The 22160-nt window shown below is 31.6% G+C and carries 21 protein-coding genes; 10 read left to right on the top strand and 11 right to left on the bottom strand.

The features are described 5' to 3' along the window. Positions 1-54: 54 nt before the first annotated feature. From kynU to ACSIGE_RS13800, 7 genes are all read left to right on the top strand, one after another. A complete protein-coding gene (kynU, locus tag ACSIGE_RS13770; RefSeq protein WP_440880449.1) occupies positions 55-1314 on the top strand; it encodes a kynureninase in 1260 nt (419 codons plus the stop codon). Between the two features lie 56 nt (positions 1315-1370). Further along, entirely contained in the window at positions 1371-2783 is a 1413-nt protein-coding gene (locus ACSIGE_RS13775) for an FAD-dependent oxidoreductase (protein WP_440880450.1), read from the top strand. An 80-nt stretch (positions 2784-2863) separates the two neighbouring features. Next, on the top strand, positions 2864-3274 hold the full coding sequence (locus tag ACSIGE_RS13780; RefSeq protein WP_440880451.1) for a RidA family protein: 411 nt from the start codon (positions 2864-2866) through the stop codon (positions 3272-3274). 10 nt (positions 3275-3284) lie between these two features. Further along, positions 3285-4730, top strand: coding sequence for an aldehyde dehydrogenase (locus tag ACSIGE_RS13785; protein WP_440880452.1), 1446 nt, complete (start codon positions 3285-3287; stop codon positions 4728-4730). Between the two features lie 5 nt (positions 4731-4735). Continuing rightward, the gene (locus ACSIGE_RS13790) at positions 4736-5512 is read left to right on the top strand and encodes an SDR family oxidoreductase (RefSeq protein ID WP_440880453.1); all 777 of its coding nucleotides are present in this window, start codon (positions 4736-4738) and stop codon (positions 5510-5512) included. Between the two features lie 217 nt (positions 5513-5729). Beyond that, complete coding sequence (locus tag ACSIGE_RS13795; RefSeq protein WP_440880454.1) at positions 5730-6257, top strand: 3-hydroxyanthranilate 3,4-dioxygenase; 528 nt, start codon at positions 5730-5732, stop codon at positions 6255-6257. An 11-nt stretch (positions 6258-6268) separates the two neighbouring features. Next, positions 6269-7357: an amidohydrolase family protein gene (locus tag ACSIGE_RS13800; protein ID WP_440880455.1), complete on the top strand. Its 1089-nt coding sequence runs from the start codon at positions 6269-6271 to the stop codon at positions 7355-7357. 113 nt (positions 7358-7470) lie between these two features. Here ACSIGE_RS13800 and ACSIGE_RS13805 read toward each other — a convergent pair whose 3' ends face one another. The 6 genes from ACSIGE_RS13805 to rsfS all read right to left on the bottom strand — a co-directional run bounded on the left by ACSIGE_RS13805 (position 7471) and on the right by rsfS (position 12177). Further along, positions 7471-8097, bottom strand: a complete 627-nt coding sequence (locus ACSIGE_RS13805; protein ID WP_440880456.1) for a YceI family protein — start codon at positions 8095-8097, stop codon at positions 7471-7473. 66 nt (positions 8098-8163) lie between these two features. Then, on the bottom strand, positions 8164-8433 hold the full coding sequence (locus ACSIGE_RS13810) for an acyl-CoA-binding protein (protein ID WP_440880457.1): 270 nt from the start codon (positions 8431-8433) through the stop codon (positions 8164-8166). Positions 8434-8452: 19 nt separating this feature from the next. Beyond that, complete coding sequence (locus ACSIGE_RS13815; protein ID WP_440880458.1) at positions 8453-9247, bottom strand: phosphatidate cytidylyltransferase; 795 nt, start codon at positions 9245-9247, stop codon at positions 8453-8455. A gap of 3 nt (positions 9248-9250) precedes the next feature. Further along, complete coding sequence (locus ACSIGE_RS13820) at positions 9251-9835, bottom strand: LUD domain-containing protein (protein WP_440880459.1); 585 nt, start codon at positions 9833-9835, stop codon at positions 9251-9253. A gap of 13 nt (positions 9836-9848) precedes the next feature. Then, positions 9849-11783 carry an ATP-dependent zinc metalloprotease FtsH gene (gene ftsH, locus ACSIGE_RS13825; protein WP_440880460.1) on the bottom strand — a complete coding sequence of 645 codons (1935 nt, stop codon included), beginning with the start codon at positions 11781-11783 and terminating at the stop codon, positions 9849-9851. A gap of 25 nt (positions 11784-11808) precedes the next feature. Further along, the gene (gene rsfS, locus ACSIGE_RS13830) at positions 11809-12177 is read right to left on the bottom strand and encodes a ribosome silencing factor (RefSeq protein ID WP_440880461.1); all 369 of its coding nucleotides are present in this window, start codon (positions 12175-12177) and stop codon (positions 11809-11811) included. 86 nt (positions 12178-12263) lie between these two features. On the opposite strand from rsfS, the gene ACSIGE_RS13835 reads away from it, so the two are divergent. Next, positions 12264-12995, top strand: coding sequence for a biotin--[acetyl-CoA-carboxylase] ligase (locus tag ACSIGE_RS13835; RefSeq protein WP_440880462.1), 732 nt, complete (start codon positions 12264-12266; stop codon positions 12993-12995). Positions 12996-13006: 11 nt separating this feature from the next. On the opposite strand, the gene ACSIGE_RS13840 is transcribed toward ACSIGE_RS13835, so the two are convergent. Together ACSIGE_RS13840 and pyrE are read right to left on the bottom strand one after the other, a co-directional pair. Beyond that, positions 13007-13396: an SRPBCC family protein gene (locus tag ACSIGE_RS13840; RefSeq protein ID WP_440880463.1), complete on the bottom strand. Its 390-nt coding sequence runs from the start codon at positions 13394-13396 to the stop codon at positions 13007-13009. Positions 13397-13417: 21 nt separating this feature from the next. Next, the gene (pyrE, locus tag ACSIGE_RS13845; RefSeq protein ID WP_440880464.1) at positions 13418-14062 is read right to left on the bottom strand and encodes an orotate phosphoribosyltransferase; all 645 of its coding nucleotides are present in this window, start codon (positions 14060-14062) and stop codon (positions 13418-13420) included. A gap of 7 nt (positions 14063-14069) precedes the next feature. Between pyrE and ACSIGE_RS13850 the strand changes: the two genes are divergently transcribed. Beyond that, on the top strand, positions 14070-14675 hold the full coding sequence (locus ACSIGE_RS13850) for an NUDIX hydrolase (RefSeq protein ID WP_440880465.1): 606 nt from the start codon (positions 14070-14072) through the stop codon (positions 14673-14675). 134 nt (positions 14676-14809) lie between these two features. Then, positions 14810-16717 (top strand): molecular chaperone DnaK, encoded by a 1908-nt coding sequence (gene dnaK / locus ACSIGE_RS13855; RefSeq protein WP_440880466.1) that lies wholly within the window; start codon positions 14810-14812, stop codon positions 16715-16717. Positions 16718-16790: 73 nt separating this feature from the next. Here dnaK and ACSIGE_RS13860 read toward each other — a convergent pair whose 3' ends face one another. The 3 genes from ACSIGE_RS13860 to ACSIGE_RS13870 are packed head-to-tail and all read right to left on the bottom strand — an operon-like array spanning position 16791 to position 22139. Further along, on the bottom strand, positions 16791-18086 hold the full coding sequence (locus ACSIGE_RS13860; protein ID WP_440880467.1) for an amidohydrolase family protein: 1296 nt from the start codon (positions 18084-18086) through the stop codon (positions 16791-16793). Positions 18087-18105: 19 nt separating this feature from the next. Then, positions 18106-21045 carry an amidohydrolase family protein gene (locus ACSIGE_RS13865; RefSeq protein WP_440880468.1) on the bottom strand — a complete coding sequence of 980 codons (2940 nt, stop codon included), beginning with the start codon at positions 21043-21045 and terminating at the stop codon, positions 18106-18108. A gap of 53 nt (positions 21046-21098) precedes the next feature. Further along, the gene (locus ACSIGE_RS13870; RefSeq protein ID WP_440880469.1) at positions 21099-22139 is read right to left on the bottom strand and encodes a WD40/YVTN/BNR-like repeat-containing protein; all 1041 of its coding nucleotides are present in this window, start codon (positions 22137-22139) and stop codon (positions 21099-21101) included. Positions 22140-22160 lie beyond the last annotated feature (21 nt).

The raw sequence follows: 22160 nt of genomic DNA on the forward strand, positions 1-22160 counted from the left end.
TAATAAAAATTAAATTTTATTTAAATAATCTATCTAATTTTAAAATAGATAAGCATGCATCAAAACACGCTAGAATATGCTCTACAACAAGATAAGAACGACCCACTTTCTTATCTTAGAAAAGAATTTCATATTCCAAAAGATAAGCACGGTAATGAATGGCTTTATTTTACAGGAAACTCTTTAGGGTTGCAACCTAAGAGAACACAAAAATACATTCAACAAGAGCTTGATGATTGGGCTAAGTTTGGTGTAGAAGGGCATTTTGAAGGGAAAACTCCTTGGTTACCATATCATGAATTCCTTACCGAGGGTATGGCGAAGATTGTTGGAGCAAAGCCTAAAGAAGTAGTTGTTATGAATACGTTAACTACTAATCTGCATTTACTGATGGTTTCTTTTTACAGACCAACGAAAGAGAAGTACAAAATAGTAATTGAATCAGATGCCTTTCCGTCTGATAGGTATGCTGTAGAGTCACAATTGAATTTTCATGGTTACAATATAGAAGATGGCCTTGTTGAGTGGAACCCTAGAGAAGGAGAAGAGTTATTAAAGATTGAAGATCTTGAAGAAATTATTGAAAATGAGGGGGAAGAAATAGCTTTAATATTAGTTGGAGGAGTAAATTATTATACCGGGCAATATTTAGATTTAAAACGAATAGCAGAGATAGGTCATCGTCGTAATTGTATTATAGGGATTGATTTGGCTCATGGAGTGGGAAATGTTTTACCAAAACTTCATGAAAGTGGAATTGACTTTGCAGCTTGGTGCACTTATAAGTATTTAAATTCTGGTCCTGGAAGTTTAGCAGGGCTATTTGTCCATGAAAGACATGCATATAATAAAAATTTACCTCGCTTCGCTGGATGGTGGAATCATAACAAAGATACTCGTTTTAATATGCGCCAACCTTTTGATGTTATGCCTGGTGCTGAAGGCTGGCAATTAAGTAATCCTCCAATATTATCAATGGCTGCTATACGAGCTTCTATAGATATGTTTGACGAAATAGGAATGGATGCTCTACGGTCTAAGTCAGAAAGATTAACAGGTTACTTTGAGTTTTTAATAAATGAAATTAAAACAGATAGAATTAAGGTGATTACTCCTAAAAATCCAAAAGAACGAGGGTGTCAACTTTCTATTCAAGTAAAAAATGCAGATAAGAAATTACACGAAAAATTAATAAATGAAAATATAATTACCGATTGGCGCGAACCAGATGTTATTCGTTGTGCACCAGTTCCAATGTATAACAGTTTTGAAGATGTTTTTAGAATGGTAGAAATTTTAAGAAAATTACTTTGACTTCTAATTTTTATTTAATAGTAATTTATGATTTTAAAATTATAAAAGAATAAAAAATGATAAAAAAAGATAGAGTATTAATTATTGGAGCAGGGCTATGCGGGAGTCTACTGGCGCTTAGGTTGGCGCAGAGAGGTTACAAGGTAACAGTTTTTGAAAGTAGATCCGACCTTAGAAAAGAAGATGTTTCATCAGGTCGTTCAATCAATTTAGCGCTCTCTAATAGAGGGATTAAAGCATTACGCTTGACAGGTATTGATGAAAAGGTAAAAAATATTTGTATACCTATGTATGGTAGATTAATGCATGATAAGGAAGGAAGAACATTTATTTCGAATTACTCAGGAAGAGAAGGAGAGTATATTAATTCTATTTCTAGAGGGGATTTAAATGGAATTTTACTTAATGAAGCAGAAGCTCATGAAAATGTAGTAGTTTATTTTAATTCGAAATGTTTATCCGTTGATATAGATAATACCAAAGCTCTGTTTAAAAATTATAAGACAAAAGAGGAGTTTGAAATAGAGGCTGATGTGATCTTTGGAGCAGATGGAGCAGGATCTGTTCTGCGAAAAAATTATTATTTAGACAAGAAATTCTTGTTCAGTTTTAGTCAAGATTATTTAGCACATGGATATAAGGAGTTGGAGATCCCAGCGAACACTGAAGGGAAGCACCAAATTAGTAAAGATTATTTACATATTTGGCCTAGAGGAGGTTATATGTTGATCGCATTGCCTAATTTAGACGGTAGTTTTACAGTTACGTTATTTTTGAGTTACGAAAAAGATGAATATAATTTTAAAAATTTATCCTCAGAAGATAGCATAAAAAAATTTTTTAAAGAGCAATTTCCAGATGCACTGGAATTAATTCCAGATGTAGCCTCAGAGTTTGCCAATAATCCGACCGGTCCACTAGGAACCATTAAATGTTCTCCGTGGTGTTATAAAGGAAAAACATTAATAATAGGAGATGCAGCCCATGCTATAGTTCCTTTTTATGGTCAAGGAATGAATGCTTCTTTTGAAGATGTTTGTGTGCTTGATAGCGTATTAAATGAATATGAGGGAGATTGGGAGGTTGTATTTAAAGTTTATCAAGAACGAAGAAAGATCGACACCGATGCTATTGGCAATTTAGCAATTGAGAACTATTATGAAATGCGTGATCATGTGGCAAATCCATTGTTTAAAGAAAAGCGTGCTTTAGAAATGGAACTTGAGAAAAATTTTCCGAAAGAATATTATTCAAAATATTCAATGGTAACTTTTAATGAGGGGATTGGATACAATGAAGCTCGAACCAAAGGTAATGCTCAGGATAAAGCTTTGCTCAATTTAATAGCTAATAATCAATTGAGAATAAAAGATAATTCCTGTAAAGAAGAATTATTACTACTTCTAAAAAGAGTTCAGGTTGAAACACAAGAAATATTGAAGGAAGATGAGGTAGCGGGACTCTCCTAAATCAAGTTTTTTTAGAATTTTAATATATATAGAGTTTGAAAGAAGTAAATAGTTGTAATAAGTGATAAATAAAGAAAAAAATGAATAGCAAAGTAATAAAAGGAAAGGCCATCCCCCGAGGTAAATTTCCTCATGTAAAAAGAGTAGGTGATTTTATTTATGTTTCTGGAACGAGCTCGAGAAGACCAGATAATACTTTTGAAGGGGTTGAGGTAGATGAGTTTGGAACGACAAATCTGGACATAAGGAAACAAACACGTGCAGTAATTGAGAATATTAAAGATATTTTAGTAGAAGTAGGAGCTAGTTTAGAACATATTATTGATGTAAGTTCTTTCCTTACGAATATGAACGATTTTGGAGGTTATAACGAAATCTATTCACAATATTTTGATTATGATGGTCCAACAAGAACAACAGTTGCAGTTCATCAATTACCACATCCTCATTTGTTAATAGAAATGAAGGTGGTTGCATATATGCCTAAGTAATAAACAAAGCATGAAACAAATTATTAAGAATTACATTGGGGGGGAATTTGTGAATCCAACGAATGATGAATGGATTGATAATTTGAATCCTTCGAATGGTGAAGTTTATGGGAAAATTCCTAATTCATCTGTTAAAGACATTCAAATGGCAGTTGATGCAGCAAAAAAAGCTTTTCCTATATGGTCAAATAGTACATTGAATAAGCGGAGTGAAATTTTAGCTAAAATTGCAAGACTTATTCAAGAAAAACAACAAGAACTAGCTACTGCTGAGGCAAAAGATAATGGGAAACCATTAGCTCTAGCAAAAAAAATAGATATTCCGAGAGCATCGTCTAATTTTCAGTTTTTTGCAAATGCTATTACACAATTTTCTTCAGACTCACATGAAAGTGTTGGCTATGATGCTTTTAATTTTACAGTTAGAGAACCTTTAGGAATAGTGGGGTGTATATCACCATGGAATTTACCACTTTATTTATTTACATGGAAAATAGCTCCAGCAATTGCGGCAGGAAACTGTGTCGTTGCAAAGCCAAGTGAAATTACACCGTTGAGTGCTTTTTTGCTTGGTGAAATATGTAATCAAGCAGGTTTACCAAAAGGTGTTCTAAACATAGTTCATGGTAAAGGAAGTTCTGCAGGAGAAGCTATAGTAAAACATCCTGAAATTAAAGCCATATCGTTTACGGGAGGAACTATTACTGGTTCACATATTGCAAAAATAGCATCCCCAATGTTTAAAAAATTATCACTCGAACTTGGAGGAAAGAATCCTAATATTATATTTTCAGATTGTAATTATGAAGACATGTTAATAACTACAGTTCGTTCTTCCTTTGCAAATCAAGGACAAATTTGCTTATGCGGAAGTAGAATTTTTGTAGAAGAGGGTATTTATGAGAAATTTAAAAAGGATTTTATAGCGGAAGTAGGTAAATTAAAAGTAGGAAATCCATTTGATGAGAGTACAGATATAGGTGCTTTAGTTTCGAAAAAGCACTTAGAGAAAGTAAAGTCTTATATTGATGCTAGTGAAGATTATGGAGGTAAAATTCTTTATGGAGGAGAAAAGGTAAATATCGAAGGATGTGAGAAAGGTTACTATTTACAACCAACAGTTATTGAAGTGAAGGACAATCAATGTAGATTAAATCAGGAAGAAATTTTTGGACCAATAGTAACATTGATGCCTTTTAAAAAAGAGAAAGAGGTCATAGAAATGGCAAATGGTGTAAAGTATGGTCTATCAGCTACTTTATGGACCAATAATTTAAATAGAACAATGCGAGTTAGTAAGTGTTTAGAAGTAGGAGTTTTATGGGTAAATACTTGGTTGCTTAGAGACCTCAGAACTCCTTTTGGAGGTATGAAAGCTAGTGGAATCGGAAGAGAGGGAGGGTTTGAAGCACTTCGCTTTTTCACAGAGTTAAAAAATATCTGTATAAAATATTAAAAACAATGAATTTAAAGTTACGAAATAAAAATGCTTTAATATGTGGAAGCACGCAAGGAATTGGAAAGGCAGCAGCAATATTATTAGCTGAAGAAGGGGTTAATGTAACTTTATTAGCTAGGGATGAGTTAAAGCTAAAAAAGGTTTTAAAAGAATTACCAAACCAAAGTCAAAAACACGGGTATTTGGTAGCAGATTTTTCCGACCCTAATATGCTTAAAAATAAATTGAAGCAGACAAGCTTGAACTTTCATATTTTAGTTAATAACACAGGAGGTCCTGCTGGCGGACCTGTATTTGATGCTAAGTTAGAAGAGTTTGACATAGCTTTTGCACAACACTTGAAATGTAACCATATTTTAACACAGGCTACAGTTCCTTTCATGAAAGATCAAGAATATGGAAGAATTATTAATATAATTTCTACCTCGGTTAAACAACCTTTAGATGGTTTGGGTGTTTCTAACACTATAAGGGGAGCTGTAGCCAATTGGTCTAAAACAATGGCCAATGAACTTGGTCAGTATAAAATTACAGTTAATAACGTGCTTCCAGGAGCAACGAATACGAAAAGATTAAACGAAATTATTGTTAATAAGGCAAATAAAACAGGAAAAACTCCAGAGGAAATAAGTGCACATATGAAAAATGCTTCACCAGCAAAAAGATTTGCAGAACCTTCTGAAGTAGCTAATGCAATTGCTTTTTTAGCTAGTGAAAAGGCTAGTTTTATTAATGGGATAAATATTCCTGTAGATGGAGGGAGGACAAAAAGCCTGTAAATATAATTGTAAATAAACATATTTTGTAGACTCAATAAGATGAATTTTTATTGTAAATTAAAAACAAAAAACAACTGGAATTTTTTTCAAAACGGTTGTAAGGCTGAGATATAGGAACGGTATTAGATTTACAGTAAAAATAGCACTAAAAAAAGAGTAAATAAAAATCATTATTTAAACTTTTTAATGAATATAAACTTTTCTAAATTTAAATAGTATGAGTAAGCTAGTAAAGCCGTTAAATTTTAAAAGATGGATTGATGAAAATCGTGATTTATTAAAACCTCCCGTTGGTAATAAACAAATATGGAAAGACGGAGAATACATTGTCATGGTAGTTGGCGGACCTAATGGAAGAAAAGATTACCATTATAACGAAACACCTGAGTTTTTTTATCAAATAGAGGGAGATATGGTTTTGAAAATTATTAACGATGAGGGGGAAATGATCAATGTTGATATAAAAGAAGGTGATATATATTTATTACCAAGTAAAATACCACATTCACCGCAACGAAAAGCAAATACAGTTGGCTTGGTAATAGAGTATCCACGACCTGAAAATGTAAAGGATGCCCTTGAATGGTACTGTGAAAACTGTGGTAACAAATTGTATAGAGAAGAATTTGCTTTAGATAATATTGAAACTGATATGCCTAAAATTTTTGACAGGTATTATTCCGATATAAATAAATGCACTTGTTCAATTTGTGGTACGAAAATGGAAGCACCGATAAAAAAATAAAAATTAGAAATTTGAAAAAAAGACTTCGTATTAATGGGCATTCCCATTTGTTACCATACCCTGAAGAGATACCGCAATTTATGAAAGATAAAGGGATTTTTTGGGTAGATAAAGATAAAAAGTTCATGTTACAAAAAAACTGGAAACGCCCAGTAACTGATTCTAGTTTTTTTCTTAATGAGAAGCTAGCTTGGATGGAACATTTTGATATAGATCATGCCGTAGTTCTCAATCTTTCTCAATTATATGGAAATGGTTTACGTCTAGAGGAAATGAAACAGGCGCTTCGGTTTCAAAATGATTTTAATGCAAGGGTACAACAAGATCACCCCTCTAAGTTTACATGTGGTTTTGTTGTTCATCCAGGTTTTGTAAGAGGAGCTTGTTGGGAAATTGAAAGATGTGTAAAGGAGCTAGACATGAGTTTGTTGTGTTTGCCTACACATTACATGGATACTATAGGGACATGGCGATGTATTTTTGATGAAGAAAATGAACCTATTTTTGAATTGGCTAATGAATACAATTTAGCCGTAGAAATTCATCCATATGATGGTGAAAAGTTTATTAAACTTGAAAATACTTCATGGAGATTTCATTTGATATGGATGTTAGCTCAATGTGCTGATGCTTATCACTTCTTAACATTAAATGGTTATTATGATAAATATCCTAATATGAGAATTTGTTTTGCTCACGGTGGGCAATTAGCGCAAATGAATCTAGGTAGAAGAATTCAGGGCTTTGATGGTAGGCCTGATTTATTTGAAGGTAAAGAACACCCAAGAAAAGCGGTTGGTCATAAAAATATTTTCTTTGATACACTAGTGCATGATACAGGTTCTTTAGATTTATTGATAAAAAATCAAGGTTCTAAGCAAGTATTAATTGGACTAGATGATCCTTATCCTTTGGGAGAAATGGAAAGTCATAAACAATCTTCTTACCCTGGGAAGATATTAGATTTAGCAATTAATAGAGAAATTATATCGGAAGATGAAAGAGACGATATGTGGGAAGGAAATGTCTTAAGATGGCTATTTGGAGATAATGAAAGTCTTAAAAGAAGTTTGATTGATAAAATAAATAATCGATTCTAATTTATAAAAAATGATATCAGTAATACTACTCAGTGTGTGTGGAGTTATTAAAAAAAAGAAACCTTAGTATATATAAATATCTAAGGCTTTATTTTTAAATTAGCGATGTTTTATTATTTAAATACTGTAGTAATTTCAATATCAACATCATCCCATGTTTTTGATACGCCATCTGCACCTTTATGTAAGTCTTTACAAACTGCATTAAGAGAATCAAGAGCTTTTTCAGCTTTCCATTGGCTAATTTTCATCGCAGCTTTTAAGCTAAATATTTTATTATTCAGATTATAAATGAAAGGTAACTTTTTTGTTACACCATTCATCGTAATTTCGGTATAGCCAATTGAATCATTCTCTAAAAATAATTTTCCAGATAATAATTGGGTTTTGTCCATAACGCCAAAAAAGAATTTTTTTATTTTGTAGTCTCTACTAGTATCGCTTGTAAAAATACTGCTCACCGGAACTGAAAAGCTAGCGTTATTAATAGCTTCTTTTATATTTTTACCTTCACCACCAGAAGTAATTTTTACTTTTTTAAACTGTCCTTTAACAGGAATTTTTTCAGTAGTTTTATAAGCAGTCCAACTTATTGTATTTTGTGCATTTTGCAACGAAAAAGGAGCTTGTTTTTTTTCAACAATAGGTTTATTCTGTTCTGTCTTATTTGTTTCTTTTTTACAAGAAATTAACTGCATAAAAAATAGACATGTTGATAAGCACAATGCTAAGTTTTTCATAATAATTGATTTAGAGTCTAAATTAAAATATAAAGATAAGTACAATAGATTAAATACAAACTATTGTTAATCGATTTCATCTATTATTGAATTAACAAGTTTGATATATTCTTTTTTAGCTTGTTTGGGACTCATTCCTTTAAGTTGAATCCATGCATTGAATTTGAAAGCATTTCTTAGTCCTTTATCATTATAAGTTGAAAATTGATCTCCTTTTACAGCTTGCTTATAGTATGCATACAGCCGAAGCATTACATCAGGAGGAAGTTTGCTTTCTATGTTTGATGCTTTTTTGAAGGCCTTATTAAACTCAGAATCAAGATTATTTTCTTGCATAAAAGAAAAAAGTTACTGACTAAATTATAAAATGAATATACAAATATACAAAAGGACTTAAAAAAAACAGACTGTCAAGTCTGTCAAGCAAGCCCCCGTGTCCAGGCATAATAGTGCCACTATCTTTTATATTGGCCAATCTTTTAAACTTAGATTCTACTAAATCACCCAATGTACCAAAAATTGAAATGATTAAAGAAATAAAGATCCAATCAAAAATAGAGAATAACGATGAATAGAAACCAATTATTCCACCTAAAATAAGAGAAGATAAAGCACCTCCTATAAAACCTTCAATTGTTTTCTTTGGAGATACACTTTCAAATAATTTGTTTTTACCAAAATTTTTACCAAAAAAGAAGGCAAAACTATCATTAGACCAAATTAATAAAAGAATATAAACTGTAAGATATTTATCATAAATACCATTAATAACTGGTAATTGAGTTAGAAAAAGAAAAGGAAGAATAACATAAGTAATCGAAAGATCAAATTTGTCAAACTGTTTATTGATGATTTTATTTTTTTTAGAATATAAGCTGACGATAAGTCGTATTGAACTTACTATTGTGATGACTAGTAGTATAAGAATTGTTTTATTTGATAATAGTGTTTTTTGATAAAAAACAGAAAGAGGTAAAATAAGAAAAGGAATTATACTTTTTAAACGAATAATTTTATTGAACTCCCATAGGCATATGGCAGAAATAAGTGTTACTAAAATTGTATATGACTCGATCGAATATATGGTAGCACAAATAAATAGAGTAGCATAAATAAGTGCAGAAATACTTCTTTTTACTATGTTTTTCATTTTTTATAGATCTTCGAAAAGAAGTAAATAAAGATTTTTAGAATTACTGCTGCCATAGCTTAAAAAATCATCATTATTCTTTTGTATTTTGTAATTGGTTACAGAGCTTATATTGGTGGGGATATTTCCTTTAAAATGCGTTTTAATACCTGTTAAGCCTTCACTTGTATTTTTTACTAACTGACTTGTTGTTGCATAAACAATAAAACACTCTGGTAGTTCGTTGATTTTTTTACTCCTTAATTGGTTGGAAGAGAATAGAATATCTCCTTTATTTGCTATTAAATGTTCACATGGTGTGAAAAAGGGAGTAAATTTATATGGTTCACTTTTTATATTTACTAAATTCTCAGGAATTAATTTTACTAAATCGAAATCAGTGCATGTAATTTGATTCCAGCTGTTTTCTTTAATTATGTTTTCTAAGTTGGTAATAATTTCATCAATACTTGTAGAATATAGAAACTTTCCTCCTTTATTGATAAAGTTATGCACAAACAAATCATCTAAAGAGAGGTTAACAAATTCGTTATTGATTTCTTCTTTAGATGATTTGTTTGATTTAAATAATTTCTTGAAAAAATTCATTAAAATAAAAAGCTTATTCTTCTGTAATTTTATTTTGAGTTTCGTTTTTTATTTCATCTTTTTCAAAAGGTCTTTTTCCAAATATTTTTTCTAGATCATTTTTGAAAATAACTTCCTTTTCTAGCAGCCTTTCTGCTAGTAATGTAAGCTTATCTTTATTTTCTTTTAAGATTTTAATAGCTCTAATATACTGTCCTTCTATTATTTGTGATATTTCATCATCAATAATTTTTGCAGTTGAATCGCTATATGGTTTTACAAAAGAATCATTTCCAGAAGAATCATAATACGTAATGTTTCCGACTTTATCATTTAGACCATATACCGTGACCATCGCTCTAGCTTGTTTTGTTACTTTTTCAAGATCGCTTAACGCACCTGTTGATATTTTATCAAAAATAAGTTTTTCAGCAGCTCTACCCCCCATGGTAGCGCACATTTCATCAAGCATTTGCTCTGTTTGAACAATTTTTCTTTCTTCGGGTAGATACCATGCGGCTCCTAAAGATTGTCCCCTAGGAACTATAGTTACTTTAACTAATGGAGCAGCATGTTCTAACATCCAGCTTACTGTCGCGTGACCAGCTTCATGAAAAGCAATAACCTTTTTTTCTTTAGGAGTAATTACCTTATTTTTCTTTTCTAATCCTCCCACTATCCGATCAACAGCATCTAAAAAATCTTGGTGTTCAATAAGGTCTTTACTTTTTCTTGCAGCTATAAGTGCAGCTTCATTACAAAGATTAGCAATATCAGCTCCCGAAAAACCAGGCGTTTGTTGTGCTAAAAATTCAACATCAACACTTGGTTCTAGTTTCAAGGGTTTTACATGTACTTCAAAAATTTCTTTACGCTCACTTAGATCAGGAAGGTCTACATATATTTGTCTGTCAAAACGACCAGCTCTCATTAAGGCTTTATCGAGTATATCAGCACGGTTTGTTGCAGCTAATACAATTACATTAGTGTCTGTACCAAAACCATCCATTTCAGTTAATAATTGGTTTAAGGTGTTTTCTCTTTCATCATTTCCTCCAGTCATACTATTCTTTCCTCTCGCTCTACCTATGGCATCAATTTCATCAATAAATATTATTGAAGGAGATTTTTGTTGAGCTTGTTTAAATAAATCCCGAACACGTGAGGCTCCAACACCTACAAACATTTCAACAAAATCCGATCCTGAAAGTGAGAAAAATGGAACTCCTGCTTCTCCTGCTACAGCTTTGGCAAGTAATGTTTTTCCTGTTCCAGGAGGACCAACTAATAAAGCTCCTTTTGGAATTTTTCCTCCAAGTTTAGTGTATTTTTCTGGACTCTTTAAAAAATCAACGATTTCTTGAACTTCTTCTTTAGCTCCTTCCAAACCAGCTACATTTTTAAATGTTGTTTTTACTTTTGTATCTTTATCAAATAATGTAGCTCGTGATTTTCCTATGTTAAAGATTTGTCCTCCAGCACCTCCTCCGTTTGCTCCTGACATTCGTCTCATAAAAAATAACCAAATAACAATAAGTAAAATAAAAGGAAGAAAACTTACAATACCATCAATAAAGCTTGTTCTTTCACCATTTTTTATATCAAAAGTTAGATTATTTTTTATTCTTGATTCTTGAAGGTTTTTTTCAAAATTCTGAAGATCTCCAAAATTATAAGTATAAAGAGGTGCTCCCTTTCTGTGAAAAGGATTACTCATTATTTTTTTATGACGCTCTTTTTTTACAGCTTCATCTTTTATATATATTTCCGCAAAGGATTTGTTTACTACCAGTATCCTTTCGATGTCGTTTTCATTTAATATTTCAGAAAATTCGTTTTTTGAAATATCACTAGATCCCATGTTTCCAGAATTGAAAAATGTAAGACCTATGAATAAAATTGCAATGGGAATATAAATCCAAAAGGAATTAAAACTAAATTTAGGTGTGTTTTTTTTATTGTCGCTCATAAAATTTGTTTCAATCGGTTATAAATTAAGCGGGATTAATTTGGGTTATTTTTGCATCGCCCCAAAGACTTTCTATATCATAGATTTCACGCACATGTTTTTGAAAAATATGTACCACAACATTTACATAATCCATCAAAACCCACTCTGAGTTACCTTGTCCTTCAACATGCCAAGGTTTGTCTTTTAATTCTTTTCCTACTGCTTTTTGTATTGATCCAGAAATTGCATCTACTTGAGTATTTGAGTTTCCTGAACAAATAACAAAATAATCACACACTGTGTTGTCAATCTCTCTTAAGTCTAGGAGCTGTATATTTTGCCCCTTGACATCATCAATTCCTTTTATAATGACAGCTAATAGATCGTCTGTACTGGGTTGTTTTTTTATCATTAACAAAAATAAAGTTTTAGCAAAGTTATTATTTTTTTGCGAGTAAATTGTGTAATATTGGTACTAGTTTTACTTTGAATACTATAATGAAAATAATCAAACTTGATGCCATCGATTCTACAAACACTTTTTTGAAGAAAATGGCAGAAGATTCATTAATTGAAAATTTTACAGTTTTATGGGCAAAAAATCAAACTTCAGGAAGAGGTCAGATTCATACAAAATGGATTTCTGAGAACGGTAAAAACCTTACTTTTAGTGTATTTGTTCGTATAAATGATTTACCAATTAAGCATCAGAAATTCTTGAATTTCAGTGTGTCGTTAAGTGTCTATGAAGCCCTTTATGAAATGAAGATACCCAAAATTTCAATAAAATGGCCAAACGACATAATGGCAGGAAAAAGAAAAATATCTGGTATTTTAATTGAAAACAGTTTAAAAGGAGAAATTATATCCTCTTCAGTAATAGGAATCGGACTAAATGTAAATCAAAAATTTACTTCTGAGAATAAGTTAAACGCAATCTCTGTTAAAGATGTTATTGGAAAAGAGATTGAATTAAATAGTATGTTAGATAAAGTACTCAAAAAACTAGAAAAAAATCTAAAGGATTTAGAAAACAAAAATCTTAGGGTGCTGGAAAATAGGTATTTAAATGTGTTGTACAAAAAAAACATTCCAAATATGTTTCGAACGAATCAGAATGTTTTGTTTATGGGTAAAATTATTGGCGTGTCACCAGAAGGTAAACTCAAAATAGAGTTAGATAATGAAACAGTTCAAGAGTATGGCGTCAAAGAAGTCTCATTTTCCTAAATTTATTTGCTTTAAAGTGCAGAAATATTTTTAGTTAACGTTTCTATAAATTTTGTCAATGGTTTTTTTACCATCATGGCCATCATGGGATTAAAATCACCATTAAATTTTAAGATAATGTTACTTTGGTTTTCAGATAATTTACTTATTTCAGACGTTAGTGTAAAAGGTAGTTTACTACTAGCTGCACCAAGAGTTACATTAGAAAACTCCGTTTTTTCTTTCATAACCAATCTTATCTCAGGCATTCCTTTTAGCCCAAAAATAAAACTATCACCATCAACTTCGAATTTTTGAGTGCTTTCAGGCATTAACTGCTCATAATTTTCAAGTTTCGTTAAAAATTTGAATAATTCTTCTGGAGATTTATTTGTAGTTACCGTATTTCCTATTATATCCATTATTTATTTTTATTTAAGGGTTTAGTTTTGCTTCCATTCTTTAGGATTAAGTCTCCATTGCTCAAGAGTTTTTAGCTCTTCATTAGAAATATAATTATTATCTAAAGCTTGTGCTATTAAAAAATTAAAATTGCTTAGAGTACTTAATTCAATATTATGTTTTTTGAAATTATCTGAGGCAACCTCAAAGCCATATGAAAATATAGCTACCATACCTTTAACATTAGTTTCAGCCTCTTTTAGCGCTTGTACAGCTTCAAGACTACTTTGCCCTGTACTTATTAGATCCTCAATCACTACAATATTTTGACCTTTTTCAAAATAGCCTTCTATTTGATTTTTACGACCATGTTTTTTAGGTTTTGGGCGTACATAAATAAAAGGAATTCCTAATTCTTGAGCAACTAAAATACCGATTGCAATGGCTCCGGTTGCTACCCCTGCAATTACATCTGGTTTACCGTATTTGTTCTCGACTAATTTGGCTATTTTTTCTTTTAAAAAGTTTCTGACAGGAGGATATGATAGTGTTATTCTATTGTCACAATATATTGGTGATTTCCATCCAGAGGCCCATGTGAAAGGAGTTTTCGGACTTAGTTTTATAGCTTTTATCTTTAGAAGAAGTTCAGCTGTTTCTTTTGCTGTATCTTTGTTAAAATCCATATCACAAATGTATAAAGTTTTTATTAATGATAAACCAATAATTTTAACAACTTCAACAAATAATGAAAAAGATTATCCATTACTTTTTTTTAATAACATTATTTTTGAAGAAGTGGTTGAAAAATTAAAATCAGCTATTTTTAAAGGTGTTTATTTATTCTCTACAAACAAAGAAAGAGATTTTAATAAAATAAAAAAAGTTTATAAACCCGTAGTTGCAGGTGGAGGTTTAGTGATTAATGAAAGAGAAGAAGTACTTTTTATTTTTAGAGAAGGAAAGTGGGATCTACCGAAAGGAAGAGTTGAAAAAGGGGAGAAGATTCAAGAAGGAGCCATTAGAGAAGTTGAAGAGGAATGCGGTATAGGGAATATTTCCCTTAAGAAATTATTATTAGTTACCTATCATTTATTCGTTTATAAAGAAAATAAAAGGTTAAAAGAGACTCATTGGTATTTAATGCACTCTAGTTCCAATCAACTATTAAAACCTCAATTGGAAGAGGGGATAACCGAAGTTTGTTATAAATCTAAAAAAGAAATAGAAAAGGCATTATTAAATACGTATGCAAATATTAAATTAGTTTATCAGAGTTACATTGATTTACAGTTATAGTGTCAATATGACACTAATTTTTGTATTAAGTGCGTATGTGCCTGCCAAAAGGTAGTTTAAAACTCTATGGCATGCACTTTGACTAATACTTAATCGTAAAATTGAATTAAAAATTTAAACTGTAAATAAAGATTATGAGTAAAATTATAGGTATAGATTTAGGTACTACTAATTCATGTGTGTCTGTAATGGAAGGAAATGAACCTGTAGTGATTCCTAATTCAGAAGGAAAAAGAACAACTCCATCTGTTGTAGCTTTTGTAGAAGGCGGTGAACGTAAAGTAGGTGATCCAGCAAAGCGTCAGGCAGTAACAAACCCAACTAAAACAGTTTACTCTATTAAACGTTTCATGGGGAATAAATATTCTGAATCTCAAAAAGAAGCTGACAGAGTACCTTATGAAGTTGTAAAAGGAGACAACGATACTCCACGTGTAAAAATTGATGATAGATTGTACACACCACAAGAAGTTTCAGCTATGGTGTTACAAAAAATGAAAAAGACAGCTGAAGATTATCTAGGGCAAGATGTAGCAGAGGCAGTGATTACTGTTCCAGCTTATTTTAATGATGCACAGCGTCAGGCGACAAAAGAGGCAGGAGAAATTGCAGGATTAAAAGTTCGTCGTATTATAAATGAACCAACAGCAGCTGCTTTAGCATACGGTTTAGATAAATCAAATGAAGATAAAAAAATAGTAGTTTTTGATTTTGGAGGTGGTACTCATGATGTTTCTGTTCTAGAGTTAGGAGATGGCGTTTTTGAAGTGTTAGCTACTGATGGTGATACTCATTTAGGAGGAGATGATGTTGATGAAAAAATTATTAATTGGTTAGCAGAAGAGTTCAAAGCTGAAGAGAATATGGATTTACGTAAAGATCCAATGGCTTTACAACGTTTAAAAGAAGCTGCTGAAAAAGCAAAGATTGAGTTATCAAGTACTACTTCTACTGAAATTAATTTACCTTATATTACGGCTACCGCATCAGGACCAAAACATTTAGTTCGTTCATTAAGTAGAGCTAAATTCGAGCAATTAATTGATGATTTAGTAAAAAGAACAATTGAGCCATGTAGAACTGCATTAAAAAATGCTGATTTATCAACCTCAGAAATTGATGAAATTATTTTAGTTGGGGGCTCTACTCGTATTCCTGCAATTCAAGAGGCAGTTGAAAAATTCTTTGGAAAAGCTCCAAGTAAAGGAGTAAATCCAGATGAAGTTGTGTCTTTAGGAGCTGCAATTCAAGGAGGAGTTTTAACTGGTGATGTTAAAGATGTATTATTATTGGATGTTACACCTTTATCATTAGGTATTGAAACTATGGGAAATGTATTTACAAAATTAATCGAAGCAAATACAACAATTCCTACTAAAAAGTCTCAGGTGTTTTCTACGGCAGTAGATAATCAACCGTCTGTTGATATACACGTATTACAGGGTGAGAGATCTATGGCAGCAGATAACAAAACAATTGGACGTTTTCAATTGACTGACATTCCTCCAGCTCCAAGAGGGGTTCCTCAAATTGAGGTAACGTTTGATATCGATGCTAATGGAATTATAAATGTTTCAGCAGCAGATAAAGCTACAGGAAAGTCACAAAACATTCGTATTGAGGCTTCTTCTGGCTTAACTGATGAAGAAATTCAAAAAATGAAAGCGGATGCAGAAGCTAATGCGGAAGCTGATGCTAAAGCAAAAGAGACTGCAGATAAAGTTAATGGAGCAGACTCTATGATTTTTCAAACAGAGAAACAACTAAAAGATTTTGGTGAAAAATTATCAGCAGATAAAAAGCAACCAATAGAAGCTGCTTTGGAAGAACTAAAAAAAGCTCATGAGTCTAAAGATTTAGCTCAAATTGATTCAGCAATGGAGAAAATAAATGAGGCATGGAAAGCTGCTTCAGAAGAAATGTATGCGGCTCAACAACAAGCTGGGGATGCTGGTTCAGGAGCTCAGCAATCGGAAGCTGACGCTAGCGGACAATCTCAAGGAGATAATGTAGAGGATGTTGATTTTGAGGAGGTAAAATAGTTTTCTCTTAAATAAATAAAAAAACTCATTGCATACGCAATGAGTTTTTTTATTTATATTCTTTTAGAATATCTTAATTTTTATATTTTTTCTCATATCGTTTCCACAGTTTAGTTTGATGAGTTTCTAAACTAATCTTTCGCCCTTGAATAAAAGCATTTGTTAAAATATTACCTCTCATATCCAATGCATTACCTTTTGAAATAAAGAGTGTAGCGTCTTTACCAACTTCTAAAGTACCAGTAAAATCATCAATTCCGAGAATTTTTGCATTATTTTCAGTAATCATTTGGATAGCTTTTTCTGTTCCTAAACCATAAGCTGCGTAGGTGCCTGCATAAAAAGGTAGATTTCTTGTACTCATTCGTTCCATTTCTCCATTCATGCCTAAACCGATTAAAATACCTACATCAGAGAGAATTTTTGCTGTGCGGTAAGAAATATCAATATCATCGTCTTCATTTGATGGTAATCGATGAGATCGTTCTAAAACAACGGAAATATTTTTTGATTTTAACAAATCAGCTACTTTTTCTGCTTCATAACCACCAACAATTACTATGTTTTTGATACTTAATTCATCGAAAGTGCTTAATGCATCTACAATTCTTCTATGTCCATTTACATGAATAAAAACTTTTTTATTCCCCTTAAAAAGATCCTTAACAGATTCGTAGGGTAGACTTATTTTTTTCTCTTTTTTTGCTAAATAATTTTTAGCGTCAGTAAAAAACTGTTCTATGTTTTTACAGTTGTTAACGTATTTTTCATCAGGTTTTAGCTCTGAGGATTCACCTAACCACCATTTTCCTTTTTTAAAATTTTTTGGCCAATTTACATGTATTGCATCGTCTAATTTTATAATTGCATCTTCCCAATTCCAAGCATCTAGTTGAACCACTGAAGATGTGCCAGAAATAGTACCACCTCTTGGAGTAATCTGCGCCATTAGAATACCATTAGGTCTTATAGACTCTATAATTCTACTTTCGGTATTATAAGCTATAATACTTCGAATATGTGGGAGCATTCCACCAATTTCATCATCATCTCTGGTAGCTCTAACCGCATCTATTTCAGCTAAGCCGAGTGTTGTATTAGCCGCAATAAAACCAGGGTAAACGTGCTTTCCTTTAGCGTTAATAACAGTGCCAACTCTGGCAATTCTCGCATTGGCATTTCCAATAAATGAAATTTTACCATTAGAAAACATAATTAACGAATTTTCAATTACAGTTCCGTTACCAATGTGCGCAGTAGCTCCCTCAATAGAAAAGTCTATTTTTTGTTTTGGCGCAGGAGTTTGTTGTCCAACTATAAATCCAATAGATAAGAAGTATAGTAACTTATATAAAATAATATTTTTCATTTGTAGAAATAATAAATTCTTATTCTGTATCACAATGAAACAGTTTTTTAATTTTTTTACTTGGGTTTTGTGTCGGCGATCCTTTTATCTTTTCTTTAAGCATTAGGTTAATTAATTTCGTGCGCTCTTCCTTAAGTTCTTCACGTTTGAGTCTGTCTTTTTGAATGTCAAAAAAAATAGCTCCATCAATTATTGTTTTTTCAACTTTAGCAAAAATAGATAAAGGGTTGTCACTCCATAGAACTACATCGGCATCCTTTCCAACTTTTATACTTCCTGTTTTTTTATCCAAATGAAGTAATTTGGCTGGGTTGATTGTAATCATATTCCAAGCCTCCTGTTCAGATAAATTACCGTATTTAATAGTTTTAGCAGCCTCTTGATTTAGGCGTCTTGACATTTCCGGATCATCTGAATTAATAGCTACGGTAATCCCTTGATTGTGCATAATGGCAGCATTGTATGGAATTGCATCATTTACTTCATATTTATAGGCCCACCAATCAGAAAAAGTAGAACCGCCAACGCCGTGCTCTTTCATTTTATCAGCAACCTTATAGCCCTCTAGAATGTGTGTGAATGTATTGATATTAAAATTGAATTTTTCAGCTACTTTCATTAACATATTTATTTCTGATTGTACATATGAATGACATGAAATAAAACGTTGCTTATTTAAAACTTCAGCTAGAGCTTCTAATTCAATATCTTTTCTGTAGGGTTTACCGCTTTTTTTAACATTATCATACTCTTTTGCTCGCTGGAAATAATCAATATAAACTTGTTCGACTCCCATTCTTGTTTGTGGAAAACGCGATGTATTATGATCTCCCCAGTTTGATTGTTTAACGTTTTCACCTAGTGCAAATTTGATAAACTTAGGACTGTTCTTGTAAAGTAATTTATCAGCACTCTCTCCCCATTTTAGTTTGATAATTGCGGAGCGTCCTCCAATTGGATTGGCGGAACCATGTAAAATCTGGATTGAAGTAACCCCTCCAGCAATATTTCTATAAATATTGATGTCATCTGGATTAATAACATCCTCTATTGTGACTTCAGCAGAAGAATTATGTCCTGCTTCATTGATGGCAGAGGCAGCAATATGAGAATGCTCATCTATAATTCCTGCTGTCAAATATTTGTTAGTACCGTCAATAATTTTAGCTTTTGTTGAAGAAAGATTTTTCCCAAGTTTTGAGATTTTTCCATCAGAGATCAATAAATCTGAATTTTTAAGAACTTTATTGTTTTCAGACGTCCAAATTGTTGTATTTTTTATCAAAATGGTTTCTTGCTTTGGAATCGTATAATTACCAAAACCCACGTTTGGATAACTCGAAGCGAATACTTCTGGTGCTTTTTTATTTTCTGTAGATTTTTTTGTTTTCTCTTTCTTTTGCTTTATAGCCTGCCAATTAATTTGATTTCCGTTATGATCAATGCCACTACCTTCTAATTTACTAGAAGTATTTGAGACCTTGGCTGTAATTCTTGAGAAACTATTTTTATCGTTAATTGTTAGCTGTATCCAATTATTTTTAAAGGAAAAATTAGCCTTGATTTTTTGATTTTCTCTTTTAATGGAGGCTTGGTATTTTCCCTTTTTTTGAGAAATATGCATTTTGTATTCTTTATCATCAATGGTTAATGTGTACTCTCCAATAATTTCAATACTGTTCATTGGATTAATTATGTGCTTAGTTCCTTGGATCCAGTTTTCATATAGCGTTGTTTTTTTATCGAAAAGATCTCCAGAGCAAATAATGAAATTAGCATAACTTCCAATATTAAGATTTCCAATATATGGGTTTTTTAATATTTGAGAAGGAATTGTTGTTAACGACTCAAGAGCGACAGTTTTGTCAAGTCCAAAGTTAATGGCTTTTCTTAGATTTAAATAAAAGTCGTCTAATGATTTAAGTTTATAAAGAGTTGTGGCAAATTGAATATTGTTTTTTTGTAAAACTCCAGGGTTAGAGGGTTCTTGATTCCATTTACGCAGGTCTCTTAATGAAATTTTTTTAGCTAGTTCTATATCTGTTACATCGTACGGTTTTCTAAAATTAAGCGGTATAATAAAAGTTGCGTTACTTTTTTTAATTTCTTTAATTCTTTCGTATTCATCACCACCGCCAAGTATAACATATTGAATTTCGAATTCATCACCTATTTTATCTGCCCTAATGGCGTTTAAATAGTCTCCTGCTTTAAAAATATGTGTTAGATTTCTATTATTATTTAATGCTTCAAGAGCTAAATCAGTGGTTTGAACATGTCCCTTTTCATACCATTGAGCGTCTAAATAGGCTTGCCTTAAGAGTGCCATTGCTCCCATTTTAGAGGTTGGGTACACTTGTTTTGATTTACTTTTTGAAAAAGATAAATAATTTCCTGACCGCTTAGAAAGTATTCGATGTGCCTTAGTACTTTTTGTGTTTAAAGTAACTAATACCCCACTACCTTGCATTATGCCATCATCTACGTGGGTATTAACAACACCAAAACCTTGTTTTAGTAACTTAGAAGCTTCTTCTTTATCAAACACAAATTCGTCAAAGGCATTAATATCTGGTCGAATATGATCATTCCAGTAATAACCTTTTCTTTTAGCATCGTATTGAGGATTTTCTCTGAAGTTAAAAGATTGTTTTGGTTTTTTTATTCCAAATTCAGAGTAAACATCAATAAAGGAAGGGTAAATTGATTTGTTTTTAAGATCAATAACATGTGTTCCTTTTGGTATGGCAATATTTTTACCTACATTAACAACTTTTCCTTCTTTTATTAATAAAGTTCCATTATTTATAATTTTCTTAGGAGTTATAAAAATTCTAGCATTTTTAAATGCAATTGATTTGTCTTTATAAGTTTTAACACCCGAGTTAATTGGGAAGTACTCCTGTGATCTTGCCTTAACTAGGCCAAAGAAGAGTAATAGAATTAAAAGTTTTTTCATTATTTATTGTTGATTTTTAAAACTGAAATATTCAGTAAATTATTTTATTGGGTTTATGGTTGTTTTAAATTTAAAATTCCAATTCTTCCTTGCCCTCCTAACCAGGCAAATGATTCGTTTATAAATTGAATAACAAAAAATGATTCGTCACTTAATTCTATCCAATTTTTGCCACCATCTTTAGAGTAAGAGATTCCTGTTTTACCAACAGCAATTATTTTCTTTCCTTTTGAATTAGGGATATATTTTACACAACTCTTATAACCTGGCCCTGCATTATCGGATATCAATTTCCACGTTTTACCTCCGTCTTTTGTTATGGCTTTATTAGCATTGTTACTTTTAGGTTTTGTAAAGTCTCCACCAAAAATAATTCCATTTAGTTCATCATAAAAGTCAACAGAGTAGATACCTTGAGTGTTTTTTCCTTGTATAATCGGAGTATCATGAATGGTCCATGTTAGACCAACATCTTCAGATTGCAGTACTCTGGCTTTTGAACCACCACTAACTAACCATATTTTTTTTTCAAAAATTTTGATATTCGTATTGCTTGCGGCAAAAAAGGCTTCTCCTTCTTCAAACTTTGGTAAGTAATTGCTTTTAATTTTTTTCCATGTGTTTCCATAATCATGAGAGATAAGTATGGATGGGAATACATCAGTTGGATCGCCAACAGCTATTGCTACTTTACCATCTTTTAAAAATTGCATTGAATCATAGAATACTTTTGGGTGACTTTCAGAGTAGATGAGTTTAGTAGAGTTTTTATAAGTTTTGTATAACAACGCAGGGGTACCTATTGAGAGAGAGAAAACAGTATCTTTATTAACAGCAATACTTCTAAAATTAGGAATTAGACGATCATTATTTTTAATAGATGTCTTTGACCATGATTTTCCTTTATTGTAAGTATAACCAATATTTCCTTTGGAATCAGCATAGTAAAGAGTGTCAGTACTTGTACCATGAATAGCTCTTATATCACCCTTACTTACTTTAAAATCTATAATACTAATTGATATAGGTTTTTTACTTCCTTTACAGGAAAATAAAAAAAGGATATTGAAAAAAAGACTAAGAAGACGGAGCATTTTTTGATATTTTTACAAACC

Origin of the sequence: Tenacibaculum profundi (genome assembly GCF_052050075.1) — a bacterium.
Taxonomy (GTDB): Bacteria; Bacteroidota; Bacteroidia; order Flavobacteriales; family Flavobacteriaceae; genus Polaribacter.

Coding starts and splice junctions, on each gene's coding strand:
- kynU (WP_440880449.1), top strand. CDS start 55: ATGCATCAAAACACGCTAGAATATGCTCTACAACAAGATAAGAACGAC.
- ACSIGE_RS13775 (WP_440880450.1), top strand. CDS start 1,371: ATGATAAAAAAAGATAGAGTATTAATTATTGGAGCAGGGCTATGCGGG.
- ACSIGE_RS13780 (WP_440880451.1), top strand. CDS start 2,864: ATGAATAGCAAAGTAATAAAAGGAAAGGCCATCCCCCGAGGTAAATTT.
- ACSIGE_RS13785 (WP_440880452.1), top strand. CDS start 3,285: ATGAAACAAATTATTAAGAATTACATTGGGGGGGAATTTGTGAATCCA.
- ACSIGE_RS13790 (WP_440880453.1), top strand. CDS start 4,736: ATGAATTTAAAGTTACGAAATAAAAATGCTTTAATATGTGGAAGCACG.
- ACSIGE_RS13795 (WP_440880454.1), top strand. CDS start 5,730: ATGAGTAAGCTAGTAAAGCCGTTAAATTTTAAAAGATGGATTGATGAA.
- ACSIGE_RS13805 (WP_440880456.1), bottom strand. CDS start 8,097: ATGAAAAACTTAGCATTGTGCTTATCAACATGTCTATTTTTTATGCAG.
- ACSIGE_RS13810 (WP_440880457.1), bottom strand. CDS start 8,433: ATGCAAGAAAATAATCTTGATTCTGAGTTTAATAAGGCCTTCAAAAAA.
- ACSIGE_RS13815 (WP_440880458.1), bottom strand. CDS start 9,247: ATGAAAAACATAGTAAAAAGAAGTATTTCTGCACTTATTTATGCTACT.
- ACSIGE_RS13820 (WP_440880459.1), bottom strand. CDS start 9,835: ATGAATTTTTTCAAGAAATTATTTAAATCAAACAAATCATCTAAAGAA.
- ftsH (WP_440880460.1), bottom strand. CDS start 11,783: ATGAGCGACAATAAAAAAAACACACCTAAATTTAGTTTTAATTCCTTT.
- rsfS (WP_440880461.1), bottom strand. CDS start 12,177: ATGATAAAAAAACAACCCAGTACAGACGATCTATTAGCTGTCATTATA.
- ACSIGE_RS13835 (WP_440880462.1), top strand. CDS start 12,264: ATGAAAATAATCAAACTTGATGCCATCGATTCTACAAACACTTTTTTG.
- ACSIGE_RS13840 (WP_440880463.1), bottom strand. CDS start 13,396: ATGGATATAATAGGAAATACGGTAACTACAAATAAATCTCCAGAAGAA.
- pyrE (WP_440880464.1), bottom strand. CDS start 14,062: ATGGATTTTAACAAAGATACAGCAAAAGAAACAGCTGAACTTCTTCTA.
- ACSIGE_RS13850 (WP_440880465.1), top strand. CDS start 14,070: ATGTATAAAGTTTTTATTAATGATAAACCAATAATTTTAACAACTTCA.
- dnaK (WP_440880466.1), top strand. CDS start 14,810: ATGAGTAAAATTATAGGTATAGATTTAGGTACTACTAATTCATGTGTG.
- ACSIGE_RS13860 (WP_440880467.1), bottom strand. CDS start 18,086: ATGAAAAATATTATTTTATATAAGTTACTATACTTCTTATCTATTGGA.
- ACSIGE_RS13865 (WP_440880468.1), bottom strand. CDS start 21,045: ATGAAAAAACTTTTAATTCTATTACTCTTCTTTGGCCTAGTTAAGGCA.
- ACSIGE_RS13870 (WP_440880469.1), bottom strand. CDS start 22,139: ATGCTCCGTCTTCTTAGTCTTTTTTTCAATATCCTTTTTTTATTTTCC.